We start from the raw sequence: 17,771 nt of genomic DNA on the forward strand, positions 1-17,771 counted from the left end.
TGCGCACCGGGCCACCGTCCTTGAAATTGAGTGCGGTGATGCGCCCCACCAGTTCCGGTCGCAACATCACACTTTGGCGGGCACGCAAGCTGCCCACGGCCTGGGCATCATCACGCAGGGACTGGGCCTCCACTTTGGCGACTTCCACACCAGCAACGCGTGGCGCACCCGGAGCCCCGCTGCCTGCAGCGGCCTTGCTGCCGGCCGCACCCGTGACCGGGGTTGGCGCTTGCGGGCGCGACTGCAGCCACCATGCCGCGCCACCCGCCAGCGCAATACCCACAACAGCGATTGCCGAAAAAGTAAATTTTGAAGTCATAACAACCATTTAGTCGAAAACACCGAGACAACCAGCGAACAACTGTAGCTGCACTGGCCATGCCCTGCTGCGTCAGGGAGGAAACCCGGTTTCAGCGCTGCGCCAGCGCTATTTGCACGCCCTGGTTGGCCAGCTCGTCGGCACGCTCGTTGCCTGGGTCGCCATTGTGACCACGCACCCAGCGCCACTCGATCTGGTGCTGGCCGCTGTTGACCAGCGCGTCCAGGCGTTGCCATAAATCCACATTCTTGACCGGGGCTTTGCTGGCGGTTTTCCAGCCGCGCGCCTTCCAGCCCGGCAACCATTCGGTCATGCCCTTGAGCACGTACTGGCTGTCCACGTGCAGCCTGACCTTGCACGGGCGTTTTAAAGCGGCCAGCGCTTCGATCACCGCCATCATTTCCATGCGGTTGTTGGTGGTTCCCAGTTCGCCGCCAGCCAGCTCTCGTTGGGCGTCGGCAGATTTCAGCAGCGCGCCCCAGCCACCCGGACCCGGGTTGCCCTTGCAGGCGCCATCGGTGTAAATATCAATCGTGTTCAAACCCTAATCCTCATCTTCTTCTTGTGAAAAATTCTGCAAGCCAGCGCGGTGGGAACCGGCGCTGTTGGCCACGGAAACAGGTGCGTTCGCCAGGATTCTGGGTGCAGTCCAGCCCGGATTGAGCAGCGTCATGCCGCGCACCCGCTTGACCGCAACCAGACCGTACACCGAACCAAAGAACGGCCACCAGCGCGCGCCCGCCTTGTCCATCCAGGCGTAACGCTGCAACCACGATGCGCTGAGCAGGGCGGGCCGGTAACAGCCAAAGTGGCCCTCCTCGATCTCAAAACTCAGCAGTCGCAGCCAATCCCGGCAGCGAAGGTAACCGATGAACTCACCCTTCTGCGGCAAAAACAGCCGGTTCATCCCAAGGCGCCGGTAGAGATGGGCGCGTTGCTGGCGAAAGCCCCACAGGCTCACGGGGTTAAAGCCGCAGATCACCACCCGGCCTTCAGGCACCAGCACGCGGGCGACCTCACTCAGGGCGGTATGCGGGTCTGCGCTGAGTTCCAGGGCGTGCGGCAGCACCACCAGATCCAGACTATTGGAAGGAAAAGGTAGGGCGGTAAAGTCAGTCACAAAGGTAGCCCTTTCATGCGGCGTGTCGGTGGCCAGCCAGCGGTGTGGCATGCGGTTGGCCGCCAGCGCGTCAAGCTCGGGCAGGCCAAGTTGCAAGGCATGAAAACCAAACACGTCGGCCACCGCCCCGGCCATGAAGGCACGCTCCCAGTCCAGGAGATAAACCCCGGGCGGTGTCGACATCCATTCGTGCAAACCTATAATTTGTTCAGCCATGAAGTTAATTCCAATCCCTGCTTTCGACGACAACTACATCTGGATGTTGCACGACGGGCGCCGAGCGTTGGTGGTGGACCCTGGTGACGCCGACCCCGTGCTGGCTGCTTTGCAACAAGGCGGTTTGACGCTGGAGGCGATTCTAGTCACGCACCATCATGGCGACCACACCGGCGGCGTCGATATCCTGCGCCAGCGCACGGGTGCGCAGGTGTTTGGCCCTGAACGCGAGCGCATGCCCGAGCCCTTGCAGCGCCTGCGCGATGGCGCCGTGATTCAGCCGCTGGGGCTGCGCTTTGAAGTGTTGCTGGTGCCGGGTCATACCGCCGGGCACATTGCTTACGTGGGCCAGATCCCGCAAGAAGATCCGGTTTTGTTTTGCGGAGACACCCTGTTCAGCGCTGGTTGCGGGCGTTTGTTTGAAGGCACGCCTGCGCAAATGCTGGACTCATTGACACGGCTGGCGGCCCTGCCCGATGCCACCCGGGTGTGTTGCGCCCATGAATATACTTTGTCCAGTTTGCGCTTTGCCCGCACCGTTGAGCCTGACAATACGGCGCTGCAGGCCTACCAGGCGCGCGCTCAGGCGCAGCGTCAAAAGCATTTGCCGACACTGCCCTCCTCGATCGGCCTTGAAAAAGCCGTGAATCCATTTTTACGCACGCATTTGCCCGGCGTGGCCCATGCGGTGCAGCAGATGGCCCCCAGCGCGCATGACCCGGTCAGCGTGTTTGCCGCCCTGCGAACCTGGAAAGATCAATTTTGAAATCACTTTTTCACTTGTTTGTGCTGTCCGCCAGCGTTTGGCTTGCAGGTTGCGCCAGCCCTGGGTTGATGGCACCGGGCGGGTCTCAAGGCACCGACCCCGGCCTGTCGGCGCCCAACGGCGCCGGCGCCAGCAACAGCAACCAAACGCTCTACCCTGCCGGTGGCCTGAAGCCCCTCACCGCGCTGCAGTTAGGCTCGCAAAGCGTGCACGCGCTGATGCCGCCGGCCGACATCTGGGACCGTGTTCGCCGCGGCTTTGCCATGCCCAACCTGGAATCCGACCTGGTCCAGGAACGCGAGCTGTGGTACAGCAGCCGCCCGGACTACATGGCGCGCATGACCGAGCGCGGCAGCAAATACCTGTTCTACATCGTCGAAGAGCTGGAGCGCCGTGACATGCCCAGCGAACTGGCGCTGTTGCCATTTATTGAGAGCGCCTTCAACCCTCAGGCAGTGTCAAGCGCCAAGGCCGCCGGCATGTGGCAGTTCATGCCCGCCACGGGCAAGTACTTTGACCTCAAGCAGAACATGTTTCGCGACGACCGCCGCGATGTGATCGAATCGACCCGCGCCGCGCTCGACTACCTGCAAAAGCTCCACCGCATGTTTGGCGACTGGCACCTGGCGCTGGCCGCCTACAACTGGGGCGAAGGCAGCGTCCAGCGCGCCATCAAGAAGGCCAAAAATGCGGGCACCGGCACCCGTTATGAAGACCTGGTCATGCCCATGGAAACCCGCATGTACGTGCCCAAGCTGCAAGCCGTGAAAAACATCGTGGCCAATCCGGCATCTTTCCGTGTGACCCTGCCCGAGATCGGCAACCACCCCTATTTCCAGAGCGTCGAGATTGACCGTGACATCGACGTGGCACTGGCGGCCAAACTTGCCGAGGTGCCGCTGGACGACTTCCGGGCGCTCAACCCGTCGGCCAGTAAGCCGGTTTTGCTGGCGGCTGGCAACCCCCAGGTTCTGCTGCCCTGGGACAACGCGGAGCTTTTTCAGAGCAACCTGGTGGCGTACACAGGCGGGCGTTTGGCCAACTGGACCGCCTGGGTCGCACCCAGCACGCTCACGCCCGCGGACGCCGCCCGGCGTGTTGGCATGAGCGAGGACGAGCTGAGAAGCGTCAACAAGATTCCACCCCGGATGCAAATCAAGGCCGGTTCGACGCTGCTGGTGCGGCGCTCGGCCAGCCTGAACAGCGACGTCACAGAGCACATCGCCGACAACGGCTATCTGGCGCTGGCGCCCGATGTGGTGCTCAAAAGAACCGTGGTCAAGGCGGGCAAAAAGGACAATGTGGCCAGCATGGCCAGGCGCTTCAGTGTGAGCGTCCAGGCGCTTGCCGACTGGAACAAGGTGAGCACGTCGGCCGCGTTCAAACGGGGTCAATCGGTGGTGCTTTACTTGCCAGCCAAGGCCCGCCCTGCACGCAGTGCCAAGGCCGGCGGCAAAAAGGCGGTTGCCAGAACGTCGGCGCGCGCGCCGGCCAAGGGCACCGCCAAGAGCAAACCTTCACGGGTGGCGCGCCAGCCGTAGCCGGCTCAGCGCCGGTCCACCAGCGCATGGGCAATGGTGCCCAGATCCACATACTCAAGCTCGCTGCCGATCGGCACGCCGCGCGCCAGTCGCGTCAGTTGCAAGCCGCCCCGCGCTTTGAGTCCTTCGTTGATCACATGCGCCGTGGCTTCGCCCTCGGCGGTGAAATTGGTCGCCAGAATGACCTCCTGCACAGTGCCGTCAAGGGCCCGGTCAAACAGCTTTTTCAGGCCGATGTCGTGCGGGCCAATGCCGTCAAGCGGGCTGAGCTTGCCCATCAGCACAAAGTAGAGCCCCCGGTAGGCACCGGTGCGCTCCACCGCCGACTGGTCAGCCGGCGTTTCCACCACACAGAGTTTGCTGGCATCGCGCCGGACGTCCAGGCAGGTGGCGCACACCTGCGCCTCGGTAAAGGTGTGGCAGCGCTCGCAATGCCGCACCGCCTGCGCCGCATGCGCCAGCGCCGCAGAGAGCGTTTGCGCCCCGGCGCGGTCATGCTGCAGCAAGTGAAACGCCATGCGCTGCGCCGACTTGACGCCCACGCCCGGCAAGCGCCGCAGCGACTGGATCAGGGTTTCAAGCGCGTTGGTGTCGGCCATATTGAAATGTTGGGGACAGAGCTTGTGCGCTTCGCGTCACTGCGGTCTTTCCCACAATTCTCTGATTTGTTGGGGACAGAGCTTGTTCACTTCGTGTAACTGCGGTCTTTCCCACAATTCTCTGATTTGTTGGGGACAGAGCTTGTGCGCTTCGCGTCACTGCGGTCTTTCCCACAATTCTCTGATTTGTTGGGGACAGAGCTTGTTCACTTCGTGTAACTGCGGTCTTTCCCACAACGTCTCAGAAGGGGAACTTCATGCCACCTGGCAGCCCCGGCATGCCGGCGGTGATCTTGCCCATCTTCTCGGTCGAGGTTTCCTCGGCCTTGCGCACGGCGGCGTTAAAGGCGGCCGCCACCAGGTCTTCGAGCATGTCCTTGTCGTCGGCCAGCAGGCTGGGGTCGATGGTGACGCGGCGCACATCGTGCTTGCAGGTCATGGTGACTTTCACCAGGCCGGCACCTGACTCGCCGGTGACTTCGATGCTGCCCAGTTCATCCTGGGCTTTTTTCATGTTGTCCTGCATCGCCTGCGCCTGCTTCATGAGGCCGGCGAGTTGTCCTTTGTTGAACATGTGATTTCCTTGTTGAGAGAGTCAATTGAAGAAGCCGGGGCACAAGCCATGCGCACCCGGCACAAGCATGGTTCAGGGGCTGAAGCGGTTTTAAACCGGCTTGATGCTGCCTGGGACGATTTTCGCCCCAAAATCACGCATCAGCGATTGCACCAGCGGATCATCGAAAACGATTTTTTCCGCCGCCAGCTGGGCTTGCGCCGCCTTGGCGGCATTGCGCCTGGCCGGGCTGTCGGTGACGCGCCCCACCTCCGCCACCAGCCGCACCGGGTAACCCGCAGCCGCCAAAGCCGCCGCCAGCCGCTCGCGGTTGCCAGACTGGTTGAGCGACTCGCGCTCCACACGCAGCAGCCACTGGTCACTGTCACGCGCAACCAATTGCGACTGCAAGGCCAGTTCCCGCACCATGGCGGTGATGGCTTCGCTGGCGATCAGCGCCTGCACCGTCGCGCACCAGAAATCGCCCTCCGGGCTGGCTGGCAGGGTCATGGCGCCACGCTCAAGCGGAACATCGCGCCTGGAAACTGGCTGTTCGTGCACCTGAACAGCCTCGATCCGCGAGATTTCCTGAACGTTGTCTGCGCTGACGGGTGGCTTGATGGGCTGCGTCTGGGCCTGAGTGGTTGCACCAAGCTTTGCCGCTGGCATATCACGCACCACCAGACGCTGGCCCTCGGGGTTTGCAACCGGGGCCCGCGCGGCCACTTGCATCACCGCAACCGTTGATGGCACTGGCACTGGCCTGGCGACGCTTCGGGCGGCTGGGGCGCGACCTCAGCGCGGGGGCGCGGCGCGATTTTCAGTGTTTTTTTTTCCTGCGCTGCACCACCGGCCGGCTTCGGCTTGAACGCCAGCAGGCGCAGCAGCACCATGGTGAGCGCCGCATATTCGTCGGGTGCCAAGCCCAGGTCACTGCGCCCGTGCAGACAAATGCTGTAGAGCAACTGGGTTTCATCGGGCGGCATCAGCGCCGCGAGTTGCGCAATCTCGGCCGCCTCAATGTCGCTGTCGTCCTGGGCGCTGTCGGGCACCGCCTGCAGCACGGCCATGCGCTGCAGCACACCACTCATTTCTTCCAGCGTCGAGGCCGCGCTCAAGCCATGGGTGCGCAGGGCCTCCGAGGTGTCCACCACGGTTTTACCGTCGCCCAGCGCCAGTGCCTGCAACAGGCGGAACACGTAAGAGCGGTCCACACTGCCCAGCATCTGACGCACCAGCGCCTCCTGCAGATTGCCCGAACCAAAGGCAATGGCCTGGTCGGTCAGGCTGAGCGCATCGCGCATGGAGCCGCGTGCCGCCCGCGCCAGCAGGCGCAGCGCCGGCACATCGGCTGCGACCTGCTCGGCCAGCAGGACTTTTTGCAAATGCTCGCGGATGGTCTCCGGGGCCATCGGCCGCAAATTGAACTGCAGGCAACGCGACAACACCGTGACCGGCACCTTTTGCGGGTCAGTGGTGGCCAGCACAAACTTCAAATACTCGGGCGGCTCTTCGAGCGTCTTGAGCATGGCGTTGAAGGCATGGCCGGTCAGCATGTGCACCTCGTCGATCATGAAGACCTTGAAGCGCCCCTGCACCGGCTTGTAAACCGCCTGTTCCAGCAGCGCCTGCACCTCGTCCACACCCCGGTTGGAGGCGGCATCGAGCTCGGTGTAATCAACAAAACGACCGCTGTCGATATCAACACACGCAGCACAGACACCGCAGGGCGTGGCGGTGATGCCACCCTGCCCGTCCACACCCTGGCAGTTGAGTGACTTGGCCAGAATCCGCGCGACCGTGGTTTTGCCCACGCCGCGCGTGCCGGTGAACAAGTAGGCGTGGTGCAGCCGCTGGGTGGTGAGCGCATTGGTGAGTGCCTGCACCACGTGATCCTGTCCCACCATTTCGGTAAAGTTGCGGGGACGGTATTTTCGGGCGAGCACAAGGTATGACATTTCTTGATTCTAAGGGGCCAAATTGACCATAAACTAAAGGCTCCGCAGGCTTGGTCAAATGCCTGACCGGAACATCCATCCAATTTGACAACTTTGAAGGAGTACGCCATGGCCGGTAAATTTGAAATCAGCAAGTCGAAAAACGGAAAATTCTTGTTCAACCTGAAAGCGGGTAATGGCCAGGTCATTTTGACCAGCCAGATGTACGAATCGAAGTCAGACGCAACCCAGGGCATTGCCTCCTGCAAAAGCAACGCGACAGTCGACGAGCGCTTTGAGCGCGCCGACGCCACGTCCGGTCAGCCTTATTTCAACCTCAAGGCAGCCAACGGCAAAGTGATTGGCCGCAGCGAGATGTATGCGTCCGCATCGGCCCGTGACAATGGCATTGCGTCGGTAAAAGCCAACGCACCCGACGCCCCCACCAAAGACCTGACCGAGGCTTGAGGCCTTGTAACGCCTTACAATCTGCGCTGACGGGCCTTCCCGCATGGTGAAGCGGCCAACCGGGTCAGGTGGGGAACCAAGCAGCCCTAACTGTGGAGCCAGTGCCGGGGTCAAGGTCCGTCAACCCACACCCCCTTGATGACCGCCATCACCCTGGCGCCCACGCAGTGGCGTGTGCATTGCCGGGCAATTTCAATCCGCGAATTTCTTACTATGAAACCTGTAGCACCCCCTCATATTGCGCTATAGTTTGAGCGGTGAGCAATCAAAAGAACTCTGAATTCTCGGGTTTGCTCTGCCTGCAATACCGGTCTTGCGCACAGCACACTTCAAGGAAACAAAAAAAATGACGTCCAAAGACAACGTGGCCATTGGTCTCTTGCTCAGCCTGCTTGAATCCCGCTACGCCATCCGGGTTTTGTGGGCCCTGAAAGACGGGCACCCGCAAACCTTCCGCATTTTGCAGGACAGCGTTGGCCGCATCACCCCCAACACACTCAACACCCGGCTCAAGGAACTGCGCGCCGCTGGCTTGCTCACCCACGGCAGCGACGGCTACCTGGCCACACCCATGGGCCTGGACTTGCTCAAGCGCATGGGTGATCTGGCTGCGTTCGCCAACAAATGGGTGGCCAGCCAGGCCCCGGCCAAGGCTTGACAATCACCGCTTTCCTTTTTTCAACTTTTAAACTTTGACGCATATGACAACCACCGCCTCAGGCCTGATTTTTGAAGACACCATTCTCGGCAGCGGCGCCACAGCCACCGCGGGCCAAAATGTCACCGTCCACTACACCGGCTGGCTCTACCAGGACGGCCAGCAGGGTACCAAATTTGACTCCAGCAAAGACCGGCGCGACCCGTTTGTGTTCCGCCTGGGCGCTGGCATGGTGATCAAGGGCTGGGACGAGGGCGTGGCCGGCATGCAGGTGGGTGGCGCGCGCACCCTCATCATTCCCCCTGAACTGGGTTACGGCGCTCGCGGTGCCGGCGGCGTGATTCCGCCCAATGCCACCCTCAAGTTTGACGTTGAGTTGCTGAACCTCGGTTAATCCGTGACGATCGGCCGCCCGGGCGGCCAAAACAGGGAGCGGGCTTTTTTGGCCCGCTTTTTTCTGCCATGACGGTCCTGTCATTTTTTTGCCCGCAAGCCCTTGCAAAAACGATTTCCAACCCAAACTCCAAGTCTTGTTGTCTCACAACCATTCATACCCGCATGACCCACCACAGCACGACCCCAACCGGCTCCGAACCCTCCACGGCCGGTACGCCCAGCCCCATTGACGCCCCCAATACCGACTCAGCCCTGCCTGAACTGGAAACGCAGACCCTGGCAAGCTGTCAGGCTGACCTGGTACTGCTCCAGGCCAAATGCAATGACCTGTCCGACCAGTATTTGCGCGCCAAGGCCGACACCGAGAACATCCGCCGGCGCGCCGAAGACGACGTGTCCAAGGCGCGCAAGTTTGCGCTGGAGTCGTTTGCCGACAGCCTGCTGCCGGTGGTCGACAGCCTGGAGGCAGGCCTTGCCATCAAGGACGCGACGCTGGACCAATTGCGCGAAGGCTCGCAGGCCACGCTGCGCCAACTGTTGTCGGCACTCGAGCGCAACAAGATCATTGCCGTCAACCCGGCAGCGGGCGACAAGTTCGACCCGCACCAGCATCAGGCCATCAGTGTGGTCCCGTCCGAGCAGGAAGCCAACACCGTGGTCTCGGTGCTGCAAAAGGGTTACCTGATTGCCGAGCGTGTGCTGCGCCCGGCGCTGGTGACCGTGGCCGCGGCAAAATAAAAAACCGGCCCGGCTTGAAATAACAGCCGGCAGCCCTACCTTATCCACATTCGAATTTCAAAACCCTCCCGGGCGCTTGCGCCGGCTGCGCGACAGCCGGGCACCCGCCCCAACATTTAAGGAAGCATCATGGGAAGAATCATTGGCATTGACTTGGGCACCACCAACAGCTGCGTGGCCGTCATGGAAGGCAACACCGCCAAAGTGATTGAAAACGCCGAGGGTGCCCGCACCACACCATCCATCATTGCCTATCAGGAAGACGGTGAAGTGCTGGTGGGTGCTTCGGCCAAGCGTCAATCGGTCACCAACCCGAAGAACACCTTGTACGCCGTGAAGCGCCTCATTGGCCGCAAGTTCACTGAAAAAGAAGTGCAAAAAGACATCGACCTGATGCCCTACAAAATTACCGCCGCCGACAATGGCGACGCGTGGGTCGAGGTGCGCGGCAACCGCATGGCACCGCAGCAGGTCAGCGCCGACATTCTTCGCAAAATGAAGAAAACCGCCGAAGACTACCTGGGCGAAACCGTGACCGAGGCCGTCATCACCGTGCCGGCCTACTTCAACGACGCCCAGCGCCAGGCCACCAAGGACGCCGGCCGCATTGCCGGCCTGGACGTCAAGCGCATCATCAACGAGCCCACCGCCGCAGCCCTGGCTTTCGGCATGGACAAAAACGAAAAAGGTGACCGCAAGATTGCGGTGTATGACCTGGGCGGCGGCACGTTTGACGTGTCGATCATCGAAATCGCCGATGTCGACGGTGAAAAGCAGTTTGAAGTGCTGTCCACCAACGGCGACACCTTTCTGGGTGGCGAAGACTTTGACCAGCGCATCATCGACTTCATCATTGACGAGTTCAAGAAGGAATCTGGCGTCAACCTCAAGAACGACGTGTTGGCCCTGCAGCGCCTGAAAGAGGCCGCTGAAAAGGCCAAGATCGAGCTTTCCAGCAGCGCCCAGACCGACATCAACCTGCCCTACGTGACCGCTGATGCCTCGGGCCCGAAACACCTCAACATCAAGCTCACCCGCGCCAAACTGGAAAGTCTGGTCGAAGAACTGATCGAGCGCACCATCGCCCCCTGCCGCACCGCCCTCAAAGATGCCGGTGTCAACGCCTCCGACATCAACGACGTGATCCTGGTCGGCGGCATGACCCGCATGCCCAAGGTGCAGGAAAAGGTCAAGGAACTGTTTGGCCGCGAGCCGCGCAAAGACGTCAACCCGGACGAAGCCGTGGCTGTGGGTGCCGCCATCCAGGGCCAGGTGCTTTCGGGCGACCGCAAGGACGTGCTGCTGCTCGACGTGACGCCGCTGAGCCTGGGCATTGAAACCCTGGGCGGTGTCATGACCAAGATGATCACCAAGAACACCACCATTCCGACCAAGTTTGCGCAGACCTTCTCGACCGCCGACGACAACCAGCCTGCGGTGACCATCAAGGTGTTTCAGGGCGAGCGCGAGATTGCCGCCGGCAACAAGCTGCTGGGTGAGTTCAACCTGGAAGGCATTCCACCCGCTTCACGCGGCACGCCGCAGATCGAAGTGTCCTTTGACATTGACGCCAACGGCATATTGCATGTGGGCGCCAAGGACAAGGGCACCGGCAAAGAGAACAAGATCACCATCAAGGCCAACTCCGGCCTGACCGAGGCTGAAATCCAGCAAATGGTCAAAGATGCTGAACTCAACTCGGCCGATGACAAGAAAAAGCTTGAACTGGTGCAGTCCAAAAACCAGGCGGACGCCAGCCTGCACAGCGTCAAGAAGAGCCTGGCCGAGTACGGCGACAAGATCGATGCGACCGAGAAAGCCAGCATCGAAGACGCCATCAAGCAGCTTGAAGAAGCCCTGAAGACCGAAGACAAGGCGGCCATTGACGACAAGAGCGCAGCCCTGATGACGGTCAGCCAGAAGCTCGGCGAAAAAATGTACGCCGACATGCAGGCCAAGCAGGCCGCCGAAGGTGCTCAGGCCAGTGATGCCGGTCAAGGCGCGCAAGGTGGTTCAGCCCAGGCCGACGACAATGTGGTCGATGCAGAGGTGAAAGAAGTCAAGAAGCCCTAATCACTTGTTTTGACGCCGTTTTTAAACCATTTGCGTGCGCCGCGCTGAACCCTGAAAAGTTCATCGCGGCGTTTGCATTGACATCAGCCAAGACCAGACCATGTCCAAAAGAGATTATTACGAAGTGCTGGGTGTTCCCAAAAACGCCTCGGACGAAGAGATCAAGAAGGCTTATCGCAAACACGCGATGAAGCACCACCCTGACCGCAACCAGGGTGATGCAGCCAAGGCGGCCGAAGAAAAATTCAAGGAATCCAAGGAAGCCTACGAGATGCTGTCCGACCCGCAAAAGCGCGCGGCCTACGACCAGCATGGCTTTGCCGGGGTCGACCCGAACATGCGCGGTGGCGCCGGCGGTGAGGCCTACGGCGGTTTTGCCGAGGCCTTTGGCGATATTTTTGGCGACATGTTTGGCCAGCAGCGCGGTGGACGCGCGGGGGGGCGACAAGTGTTCCGCGGCGGCGACCTGAGCTACGCCATGGAGGTCACGCTGGAAGAAGCGGCCAAGGGCAAGGACGCGCAAATCCGCATCCCCAGTTGGGACAACTGCGACACCTGCCACGGCACCGGCGCCAAACCGGGCACCCAGGTCAAATCCTGCGGCACCTGCGGCGGCTCGGGCGCGGTGCAAATGCGCCAGGGCTTTTTCAGTGTGCAGCAAACCTGCCCCACCTGCCGCGGCGCCGGCAAGGTCATTGCCGAACCCTGCACCGCCTGCCACGGCCAGGGCAAGATCAAAAAACAGAAAACCCTGGAAGTCAAGATTCCGGTGGGGATCGACGGCGGCATGCGCATCCGCAGCGCAGGTAACGGCGAGCCGGGCACCAATGGCGGGCCACCGGGTGACCTGTACATTGAAATCCGCCTGAAAAAGCACGACATCTTCGAACGCGACGGTGACGATCTGCACTGCTCGGTGCCCATCAGCGTCATCACCGCCTCGCTGGGAGGCGAAATTGACGTCCCCACACTGGAAGGCAAGGCGGCGATTGACATCCCCGAAGGCACCCAGACCGGCAAACAGTTCCGTCTGCGCGGCAAAGGCATCAAGGGCGTGCGCTCCAACTACCCCGGCGACCTGTACTGCCACATCCTGATTGAAACGCCGGTCAAATTGACCGAACACCAGCGCAAGCTGATGCGTGAACTCGATGAGTCCTTTAAAAAAGGGGGCAGCAAACATTCGCCCACCGGTGACAGTTGGACCGATCGACTGAAGAGCTTTTTCAGTTGATATTTGTCGCCCGACTGCCCTGCAAAGAGTCCAAAATGAAGCCCCGCTGTTGAGTTGCAACGGCGGGGCTTTTTGATTGGGCAACTCAAGGAGAACTTGACATGGGTGTCACCATCACTTTCCTGGGCGGCGCTGCCACCGTGACCGGATCCAAGTACCTGGTTCAGCACGAGGATAAGCGCCTGTTGGTGGACTGCGGCCTGTTCCAGGGCTACAAGCAATTGCGACTGCGCAATTGGGCACCGCTGCCGGTGCCACCAGACCAGATCCACGCGGTATTGCTGACCCACGCCCACCTGGACCACAGCGGCTACCTTCCGCTGCTGGGTAAGGAAGGCTTCAGCGGCCATGTGTATGCCAGCCGCGGCACGCGCGATCTGTGCCGCATTTTGTGGCCCGACAGCGGCCATATCCAGGAAGAAGACGCGGCTTTTGCCAATCGGCACGGCTTCTCCAAACACGCGCCGGCGCTGCCGCTGTACACCCGGCAAGACGCGCTCAACGCCCTGCACTTACTTAAGGCGGTTGAGTTCGACAAAACCATCAACCTCATGCCGGGCTGGAAAGCCAGCTTCAGTTCGGCCGGGCATATTTTGGGGGCTTCCAGCATTCTGCTCGAAGTGGCGGGCAGGCGCATTCTTTTCTCGGGCGACCTGGGCCGCCCCGACGACCTCGTCATGAGCCCACCCGACACCGCGCCGCAGGCTGACACCGTGCTGATCGAGTCCACCTACGGCGACAGGATTCACCCCAGGGAAGATATTCCCGGCGAACTGGCTCCCGCCCTGCAACGCGTGGCCAAGCGCGGCGGCGTGGCCGTGGTGCCGGTGTTTGCCGTGGGCCGTGCCCAGGCCTTGCTGCACGCCATTCACCTGCTCAAAATGAAGGGCGAGTTGCCGACCTCGCTGCCGGTATTTCTGGACAGTCCGATGGCGGTGCACACCACCCATTTGTTTGAAGACCACCCTGGCGAGCACCGCCTGAGCCACCAGGACGCCCGTGCCCTCACGCGCAACGCCACCATGGTCAACAGCACCGATGAGTCCAAGGCCCTGGCCAGTCGCCACGGCCCCATGGTGATCCTGTCAGCCAGCGGCATGGCCACGGGCGGGCGCGTGCTGCATCACCTGGCGCACTACGCCGGCAACCATCGCAACATGATCATCCTGACTGGCTATCAGGCCCCCGGCACGCGCGGTGCCACGCTGGCCAGCGGCGCCAAGGCGGTGCGCATCCATGGCCGTGATGTCGAGGTTAATGCCGAAGTGGTGCAACTTGAATCCGCCTCGGCCCACGCTGATGCCAACCAGTTGCTGGCCTGGCTGCGCACCATGCCCGAGCCACCCGATCAGGTTTACGTGGTGCATGGCGAGGCGGGCCCGGCCGACATTCTGCGCGGCCGCATCAAGCATGAACTTGGCTGGCGCGCGGTGGTGCCCGAACAGGGCTCGACTTGGCCCACATAATGTTGGGGTCAGAGCACGTCGCTACGCGAGTGGTCTGACCCGCAAGGTCCTCCAACTTGGGGTCAGAGCACGTCGCTGCGCGAGTGGTCTGACCCGCAAGCTTCTCCGAAAATCCATGATGCACTACCTGACCGCCGCCTTTTACAAATTTGTCGACCTGCCCGACCACACCGAACTGAAAGAACCCCTGCTGGCCTTGTGCCAGCAGCAGGGTGTCAAGGGCATGATTCTGCTGGCCTGCGAGGGTATCAACAGCACCATTGCCGGCCCGGCGGATGGCGTGCACGCCGTACTGGCCTGGTTGCGCCAGGACCCGCGCCTGGCCGACCTGCAACACAAGGAAGCCTGGTCCGACAAGGCCCCTTTTTACCGCATGAAGGTGCGTCTGAAGCGCGAAATCGTCACGCTGGGCGTGCCCGAAGCCAATCCGTCCAGACTGGCTGGCACTTATGTCAAACCCGCCGACTGGAACCAGCTGATCTCCGACCCGGATGTGGTGGTGGTGGACACCCGCAACCACTATGAGGTGGACATTGGCAGCTTCAAAGGCGCGCTGAATCCGCACATCGACAGCTTTTCCCAACTGCCGCAGTGGGTCGAGCAGACTGCGGCACTGAACCCGGCCACCGGCAAAAAACCCAGGGTGGCGATGTTTTGCACCGGCGGCATCCGCTGCGAAAAATCCACGGCGCTGTTGCGCGCCCAGGGCTTCGAGGAGGTCTACCACCTGGAAGGCGGCATTTTGAAATACCTGGAAACGGTGCCGCCGGAACAAAGCCTGTGGCAAGGGGCGTGTTTTGTCTTTGACGAACGGGTGGCGGTCGGTCACGGCCTGGAAGTGGGTGACTACGGCCTGTGCCGGGCCTGCCGCATGCCGATCAGCGAGGCCGACAAGTTGTCGCCGCTGTTTGCGGACGGTGTCAGCTGTGCGCGCTGCCACGCCGTCACCAGCGACAGCCAGAAGGCTGGCGCGCGCGAACGCAAGCGGCAATGGGACCTGGCCAAGGCACGCGGGCTGGATTGGGTGGGAGCATCCAAATAAGCTATCCGGTTCTTTACTCGTTTCGTCGTTGCCCGTACGCCATGCGTGCCCGCCTGGCGCTGGCGGTCAGCGGCCAAACCTGCGAATTGCGCGAGGTGGTGCTGGGTTGCAAACCGGCTGAACTGCAACAAGTGTCTGCCAAGGCCACGGTGCCCGTGCTGGTTGACACGGACGGGCGCGTGCTGGAAGAAAGCCTCGACATCATGCTGTGGGCGCTGCAACGCCATGACCCCTTGCAATGGTTGCCTGCACAGGGCGAGCTGGCCGATGCCCTGTTTTTAATCGGACGCTGTGACGGCGAGTTCAAGCCGCAACTGGATCGCTACAAGTACCCGGGCCGGTTTGGCCCTGCTGACCGAAATGAAGCCCGTGATATGGGCGCCGGGTTTATTGGTGAGCTGGACCAGCGCCTGCGCCGTGACCGTTGCCTCTCGGGCGATCAATGGGGCTTGCTGGATGCCGCCGTTGCGCCCTTTGTGCGCCAATTCGCGCACACCGACAGCCATTGGTTTGCCAGCCAGCCCTGGCCCAGCTTGCAAGCATGGCTGGCCAATTTCGAGGCCTCGCCGCTGTTTCAGCGAGTTATGACCAAGTACCTGCCGTGGCAACCCGGGCAGGATCAGACGCTGTTCGACACGGAGCCGGTGCGTTGAACAGCCGGGCTACACAATTCACCGCGCTAGATCGACCCTGTTAAAACGCCTCCAGCGCCAACTCCGTCACACAAGCCGCTCCCTCCACGATGGAGTCCCTCAGGCCCGGCGCCTTGGTCAGCAGGTGGTCGGCGTAAAAGCGCGCGGTGATGACCTTGGCCTGCATGAAGGCCACGTCGTTGCCCTTGGCGATCTGCTCCTGCGCCACCAGCAAGGCACGGCCCAGCTGCCAGCCCGCCATCAGGTTGCCCGCCAGCATCAGGTAGGGCACGCTGCCGGCAAACACGTCGTTGGGGTTGGTTCGGGTGTTGTCCGCCACAAACGTCACCACATCCAGGAATGCCAGTCGCGCAGCCTTCAGGCGTTTGGCCACGGCCTGGGCGTCGTCGCTGCCGTTTTGCAGCAGCTCGAATTCGGTGGCTTCGACCTGCGCGGCAATGCCCTTGGCGCCCTGGCCGCCATCACGCGCGGTCTTTCTGCCCACCAAGTCATTGGCCTGGATGGCGGTGGTGCCCTCGTAAATGGTCAGGATCTTGGCATCGCGGTAATACTGGGCGCAACCGGTTTCCTCGATAAAGCCCATGCCGCCGTGCACCTGCACGCCAAGGGAGGTGACCTCCAGGCTCATCTCGGTGCTGTAGCCCTTGATCAGGGGCACCATGAATTCGTAGAAACTCTGGTTCTGCTTGCGGGTCTCGGCATCTTCATGGTGGTGCGCGGCATCGAAGGCGGCGGCGGCCACGCTGGCCAGGGCGCGGCAGCCCTCGGTGTAGGCGCGCATGGTCATCAGCATGCGTTTCACATCCGGGTGGTGGATGATCGGGCCGGCCGCTGGCAGCGAGCCATCCACCGGGCGGCTCTGGATGCGGTCCTTGGCGAACTGCACGGCCTTTTGGTAGGCGCGCTCGGCAATGGCAATGCCCTGCACGCCCACACCGTAGCGCGCGGCGTTCATCATGATGAACATGTATTCCAGGCCACGGTTCTCCTGGCCCACCAGGTAACCGACAGCACCGCCGTGGTCGCCAAACTGCAGCACCGCTGTCGGGCTGGCCTTGATGCCCATCTTGTGTTCGATGGAGACGCAGTGCACATCGTTGCGTTGGCCCAGTGATCCGTCGGTGTTGACCAGGAACTTGGGCACCACAAACAGGCTGATGCCTTTCACGCCTTCAGGGGCGCCGGTGACGCGGGCCAGCACCAGGTGGATGATGTTGTCGGCCATGTCGTGCTCACCCCAGGTGATGTAGATCTTGGTGCCGGCCACCTTGTAGCTGCCGTCTGGCTGGGGTTCTGCCTTGGTGCGTACCGCGGCCAGGTCGGAGCCGGCTTGCGGCTCGGTCAGGTTCATGGTGCCGGTCCACTCGCCGCTGACGAGTTTTTCCAGGTAGGTGGCGTTGAGCTCGGGGCTGCCCGCGGTGAGCAGGGCCTCAATGGCGCCGTCGGTGAGCAGCGGGCACAGGGCAAAGCTCATGTTGGCCGAGTTCTGCATTTCACCAACCATCGCGCCAATGGTCTTGGGCAGGCCCTGGCCGCCAAAGTCGGCCGGGTGCTGCAGGCCCTGCCAGCCGGCCTCGGTGTATTGTTTGAAGGCGTCCTTGAAGCCGGGTGCTGCGGTGACCACGCCGTCTTTCCAGGTGGACGGGTTCTTGTCGCCTTCCCAGTTCAGGGGGCTGAGCACACCCTCGCAGAACTTGGCGGCTTCTTCCAGCACCGCCTGCGCGGTCTCCAGGCCGGCGTCTTGCATGCCGGGGAGTTGGGCGATCTGGTCGATGCGGGCCAGGTGCTCGATGTTGAACAGCATGTCTTTGAGGGGGGCGGTGTAGCTCATGGGTGATGTCCTGGGAATCAAAAAGAAGGGGGTAAGAGCAAGTTAACGACGACAAAGAACACAAAGAACAACAAAGGGCACCAACAGAAAGGGCATCGCGCCGGATGCCCTGGTTGGCGCGTGACGCGGTGTCAGTCCTTAGAGCGCGGCGGTCAACTCCG

16 protein-coding genes, 1 other RNA gene and 2 pseudogenes are annotated in these 17,771 nt (G+C 61.8%); 12 read left to right on the top strand and 7 right to left on the bottom strand.

Features of this window, described 5'->3' with window-relative positions:
* From GPS82_RS08355 to GPS82_RS08365, 3 genes and pseudogenes are all read right to left on the bottom strand, one after another.
* Positions 1 to 319: pseudogene (locus tag GPS82_RS08355) on the bottom strand (efflux transporter periplasmic adaptor subunit); the annotation flags it as partial.
* 91 nt (positions 320 to 410) lie between these two features.
* The gene (gene rnhA, locus GPS82_RS08360; protein WP_296493269.1) at positions 411 to 860 is read right to left on the bottom strand and encodes a ribonuclease HI; all 450 of its coding nucleotides are present in this window, start codon (positions 858 to 860) and stop codon (positions 411 to 413) included.
* Between the two features lie 3 nt (positions 861 to 863).
* The gene (locus GPS82_RS08365; RefSeq protein ID WP_296493272.1) at positions 864 to 1,655 is read right to left on the bottom strand and encodes a methyltransferase domain-containing protein; all 792 of its coding nucleotides are present in this window, start codon (positions 1,653 to 1,655) and stop codon (positions 864 to 866) included.
* Here GPS82_RS08365 and gloB point away from each other — a divergent pair.
* Together gloB and GPS82_RS08375 are read left to right on the top strand one after the other, a co-directional pair.
* Positions 1,654 to 2,421, top strand: a complete 768-nt coding sequence (gloB, locus tag GPS82_RS08370; RefSeq protein WP_296493276.1) for a hydroxyacylglutathione hydrolase — start codon at positions 1,654 to 1,656, stop codon at positions 2,419 to 2,421. The genes GPS82_RS08365 and gloB overlap by 2 nt on opposite strands.
* Complete coding sequence (locus GPS82_RS08375) at positions 2,418 to 3,962, top strand: transglycosylase SLT domain-containing protein (protein ID WP_296493279.1); 1,545 nt, start codon at positions 2,418 to 2,420, stop codon at positions 3,960 to 3,962. The genes gloB and GPS82_RS08375 overlap by 4 nt, the downstream gene beginning before the upstream one ends.
* 5 nt (positions 3,963 to 3,967) lie before the next feature.
* On the opposite strand, the gene recR is transcribed toward GPS82_RS08375, so the two are convergent.
* The 3 genes and pseudogenes from recR to dnaX form a co-directional block, all read right to left on the bottom strand.
* Positions 3,968 to 4,561 (bottom strand): recombination mediator RecR, encoded by a 594-nt coding sequence (recR, locus tag GPS82_RS08380; protein ID WP_296493281.1) that lies wholly within the window; start codon positions 4,559 to 4,561, stop codon positions 3,968 to 3,970.
* A 241-nt stretch (positions 4,562 to 4,802) separates the two neighbouring features.
* On the bottom strand, positions 4,803 to 5,135 hold the full coding sequence (locus GPS82_RS08385) for a YbaB/EbfC family nucleoid-associated protein (protein WP_296493286.1): 333 nt from the start codon (positions 5,133 to 5,135) through the stop codon (positions 4,803 to 4,805).
* Positions 5,136 to 5,225: 90 nt separating this feature from the next.
* Positions 5,226 to 7,072 (bottom strand): annotated as a pseudogene (gene dnaX / locus GPS82_RS08390) (DNA polymerase III subunit gamma/tau).
* 108 nt (positions 7,073 to 7,180) lie between these two features.
* On the opposite strand from dnaX, the gene GPS82_RS08395 reads away from it, so the two are divergent.
* The 10 genes from GPS82_RS08395 to GPS82_RS08440 all read left to right on the top strand — a co-directional run bounded on the left by GPS82_RS08395 (position 7,181) and on the right by GPS82_RS08440 (position 15,779).
* Entirely contained in the window at positions 7,181 to 7,519 is a 339-nt protein-coding gene (locus GPS82_RS08395; RefSeq protein ID WP_296493288.1) for a YegP family protein, read from the top strand.
* Between the two features lie 28 nt (positions 7,520 to 7,547).
* An RNA gene (ffs, locus tag GPS82_RS08400) (signal recognition particle sRNA small type) lies at positions 7,548 to 7,644 on the top strand.
* 221 nt (positions 7,645 to 7,865) lie between these two features.
* A complete protein-coding gene (locus GPS82_RS08405) occupies positions 7,866 to 8,177 on the top strand; it encodes a winged helix-turn-helix transcriptional regulator (RefSeq protein ID WP_296493290.1) in 312 nt (103 codons plus the stop codon).
* 43 nt (positions 8,178 to 8,220) lie between these two features.
* Positions 8,221 to 8,571, top strand: coding sequence for an FKBP-type peptidyl-prolyl cis-trans isomerase (locus GPS82_RS08410; RefSeq protein WP_296493292.1), 351 nt, complete (start codon positions 8,221 to 8,223; stop codon positions 8,569 to 8,571).
* Positions 8,572 to 8,735: 164 nt separating this feature from the next.
* Positions 8,736 to 9,311 carry a nucleotide exchange factor GrpE gene (gene grpE / locus GPS82_RS08415; protein WP_296493295.1) on the top strand — a complete coding sequence of 192 codons (576 nt, stop codon included), beginning with the start codon at positions 8,736 to 8,738 and terminating at the stop codon, positions 9,309 to 9,311.
* 129 nt (positions 9,312 to 9,440) lie between these two features.
* Positions 9,441 to 11,384: a molecular chaperone DnaK gene (gene dnaK / locus GPS82_RS08420; RefSeq protein ID WP_296493297.1), complete on the top strand. Its 1,944-nt coding sequence runs from the start codon at positions 9,441 to 9,443 to the stop codon at positions 11,382 to 11,384.
* A gap of 100 nt (positions 11,385 to 11,484) precedes the next feature.
* On the top strand, positions 11,485 to 12,618 hold the full coding sequence (gene dnaJ / locus GPS82_RS08425; RefSeq protein WP_296493300.1) for a molecular chaperone DnaJ: 1,134 nt from the start codon (positions 11,485 to 11,487) through the stop codon (positions 12,616 to 12,618).
* Between the two features lie 101 nt (positions 12,619 to 12,719).
* Positions 12,720 to 14,084 (top strand): MBL fold metallo-hydrolase, encoded by a 1,365-nt coding sequence (locus tag GPS82_RS08430; protein WP_296493303.1) that lies wholly within the window; start codon positions 12,720 to 12,722, stop codon positions 14,082 to 14,084.
* A gap of 115 nt (positions 14,085 to 14,199) precedes the next feature.
* The gene (locus GPS82_RS08435) at positions 14,200 to 15,126 is read left to right on the top strand and encodes a rhodanese-related sulfurtransferase (protein ID WP_296493305.1); all 927 of its coding nucleotides are present in this window, start codon (positions 14,200 to 14,202) and stop codon (positions 15,124 to 15,126) included.
* Between the two features lie 41 nt (positions 15,127 to 15,167).
* Positions 15,168 to 15,779, top strand: a complete 612-nt coding sequence (locus tag GPS82_RS08440) for a glutathione S-transferase (RefSeq protein WP_296493308.1) — start codon at positions 15,168 to 15,170, stop codon at positions 15,777 to 15,779.
* Positions 15,780 to 15,819: 40 nt separating this feature from the next.
* Here the strand turns inward: GPS82_RS08440 and GPS82_RS08445 are convergent, their stop codons facing one another.
* Positions 15,820 to 17,610, bottom strand: coding sequence for an acyl-CoA dehydrogenase (locus GPS82_RS08445; protein ID WP_296493310.1), 1,791 nt, complete (start codon positions 17,608 to 17,610; stop codon positions 15,820 to 15,822).
* Positions 17,611 to 17,771 lie beyond the last annotated feature (161 nt).

The organism is Rhodoferax sp., assembly GCF_011391645.1.
Classification (GTDB): Bacteria; Pseudomonadota; Gammaproteobacteria; order Burkholderiales; family Burkholderiaceae_C; genus Rhodoferax.

Bases quoted from the DNA above. Each gene is read 5' to 3' on its own strand.
- dnaK (WP_296493297.1), top strand. From the start codon at position 9,441: ATGGGAAGAATCATTGGCATTGACTTGGGCACCACCAACAGCTGCGTG.
- GPS82_RS08430 (WP_296493303.1), top strand. From the start codon at position 12,720: ATGGGTGTCACCATCACTTTCCTGGGCGGCGCTGCCACCGTGACCGGA.
- GPS82_RS08385 (WP_296493286.1), bottom strand. From the start codon at position 5,135: ATGTTCAACAAAGGACAACTCGCCGGCCTCATGAAGCAGGCGCAGGCG.
- GPS82_RS08440 (WP_296493308.1), top strand. From the start codon at position 15,168: ATGCGTGCCCGCCTGGCGCTGGCGGTCAGCGGCCAAACCTGCGAATTG.
- GPS82_RS08435 (WP_296493305.1), top strand. From the start codon at position 14,200: ATGATGCACTACCTGACCGCCGCCTTTTACAAATTTGTCGACCTGCCC.
- recR (WP_296493281.1), bottom strand. From the start codon at position 4,561: ATGGCCGACACCAACGCGCTTGAAACCCTGATCCAGTCGCTGCGGCGC.
- GPS82_RS08410 (WP_296493292.1), top strand. From the start codon at position 8,221: ATGACAACCACCGCCTCAGGCCTGATTTTTGAAGACACCATTCTCGGC.
- GPS82_RS08395 (WP_296493288.1), top strand. From the start codon at position 7,181: ATGGCCGGTAAATTTGAAATCAGCAAGTCGAAAAACGGAAAATTCTTG.
- dnaJ (WP_296493300.1), top strand. From the start codon at position 11,485: ATGTCCAAAAGAGATTATTACGAAGTGCTGGGTGTTCCCAAAAACGCC.
- GPS82_RS08365 (WP_296493272.1), bottom strand. From the start codon at position 1,655: ATGGCTGAACAAATTATAGGTTTGCACGAATGGATGTCGACACCGCCC.
- GPS82_RS08445 (WP_296493310.1), bottom strand. From the start codon at position 17,610: ATGAGCTACACCGCCCCCCTCAAAGACATGCTGTTCAACATCGAGCAC.
- GPS82_RS08405 (WP_296493290.1), top strand. From the start codon at position 7,866: ATGACGTCCAAAGACAACGTGGCCATTGGTCTCTTGCTCAGCCTGCTT.
- grpE (WP_296493295.1), top strand. From the start codon at position 8,736: ATGACCCACCACAGCACGACCCCAACCGGCTCCGAACCCTCCACGGCC.
- gloB (WP_296493276.1), top strand. From the start codon at position 1,654: ATGAAGTTAATTCCAATCCCTGCTTTCGACGACAACTACATCTGGATG.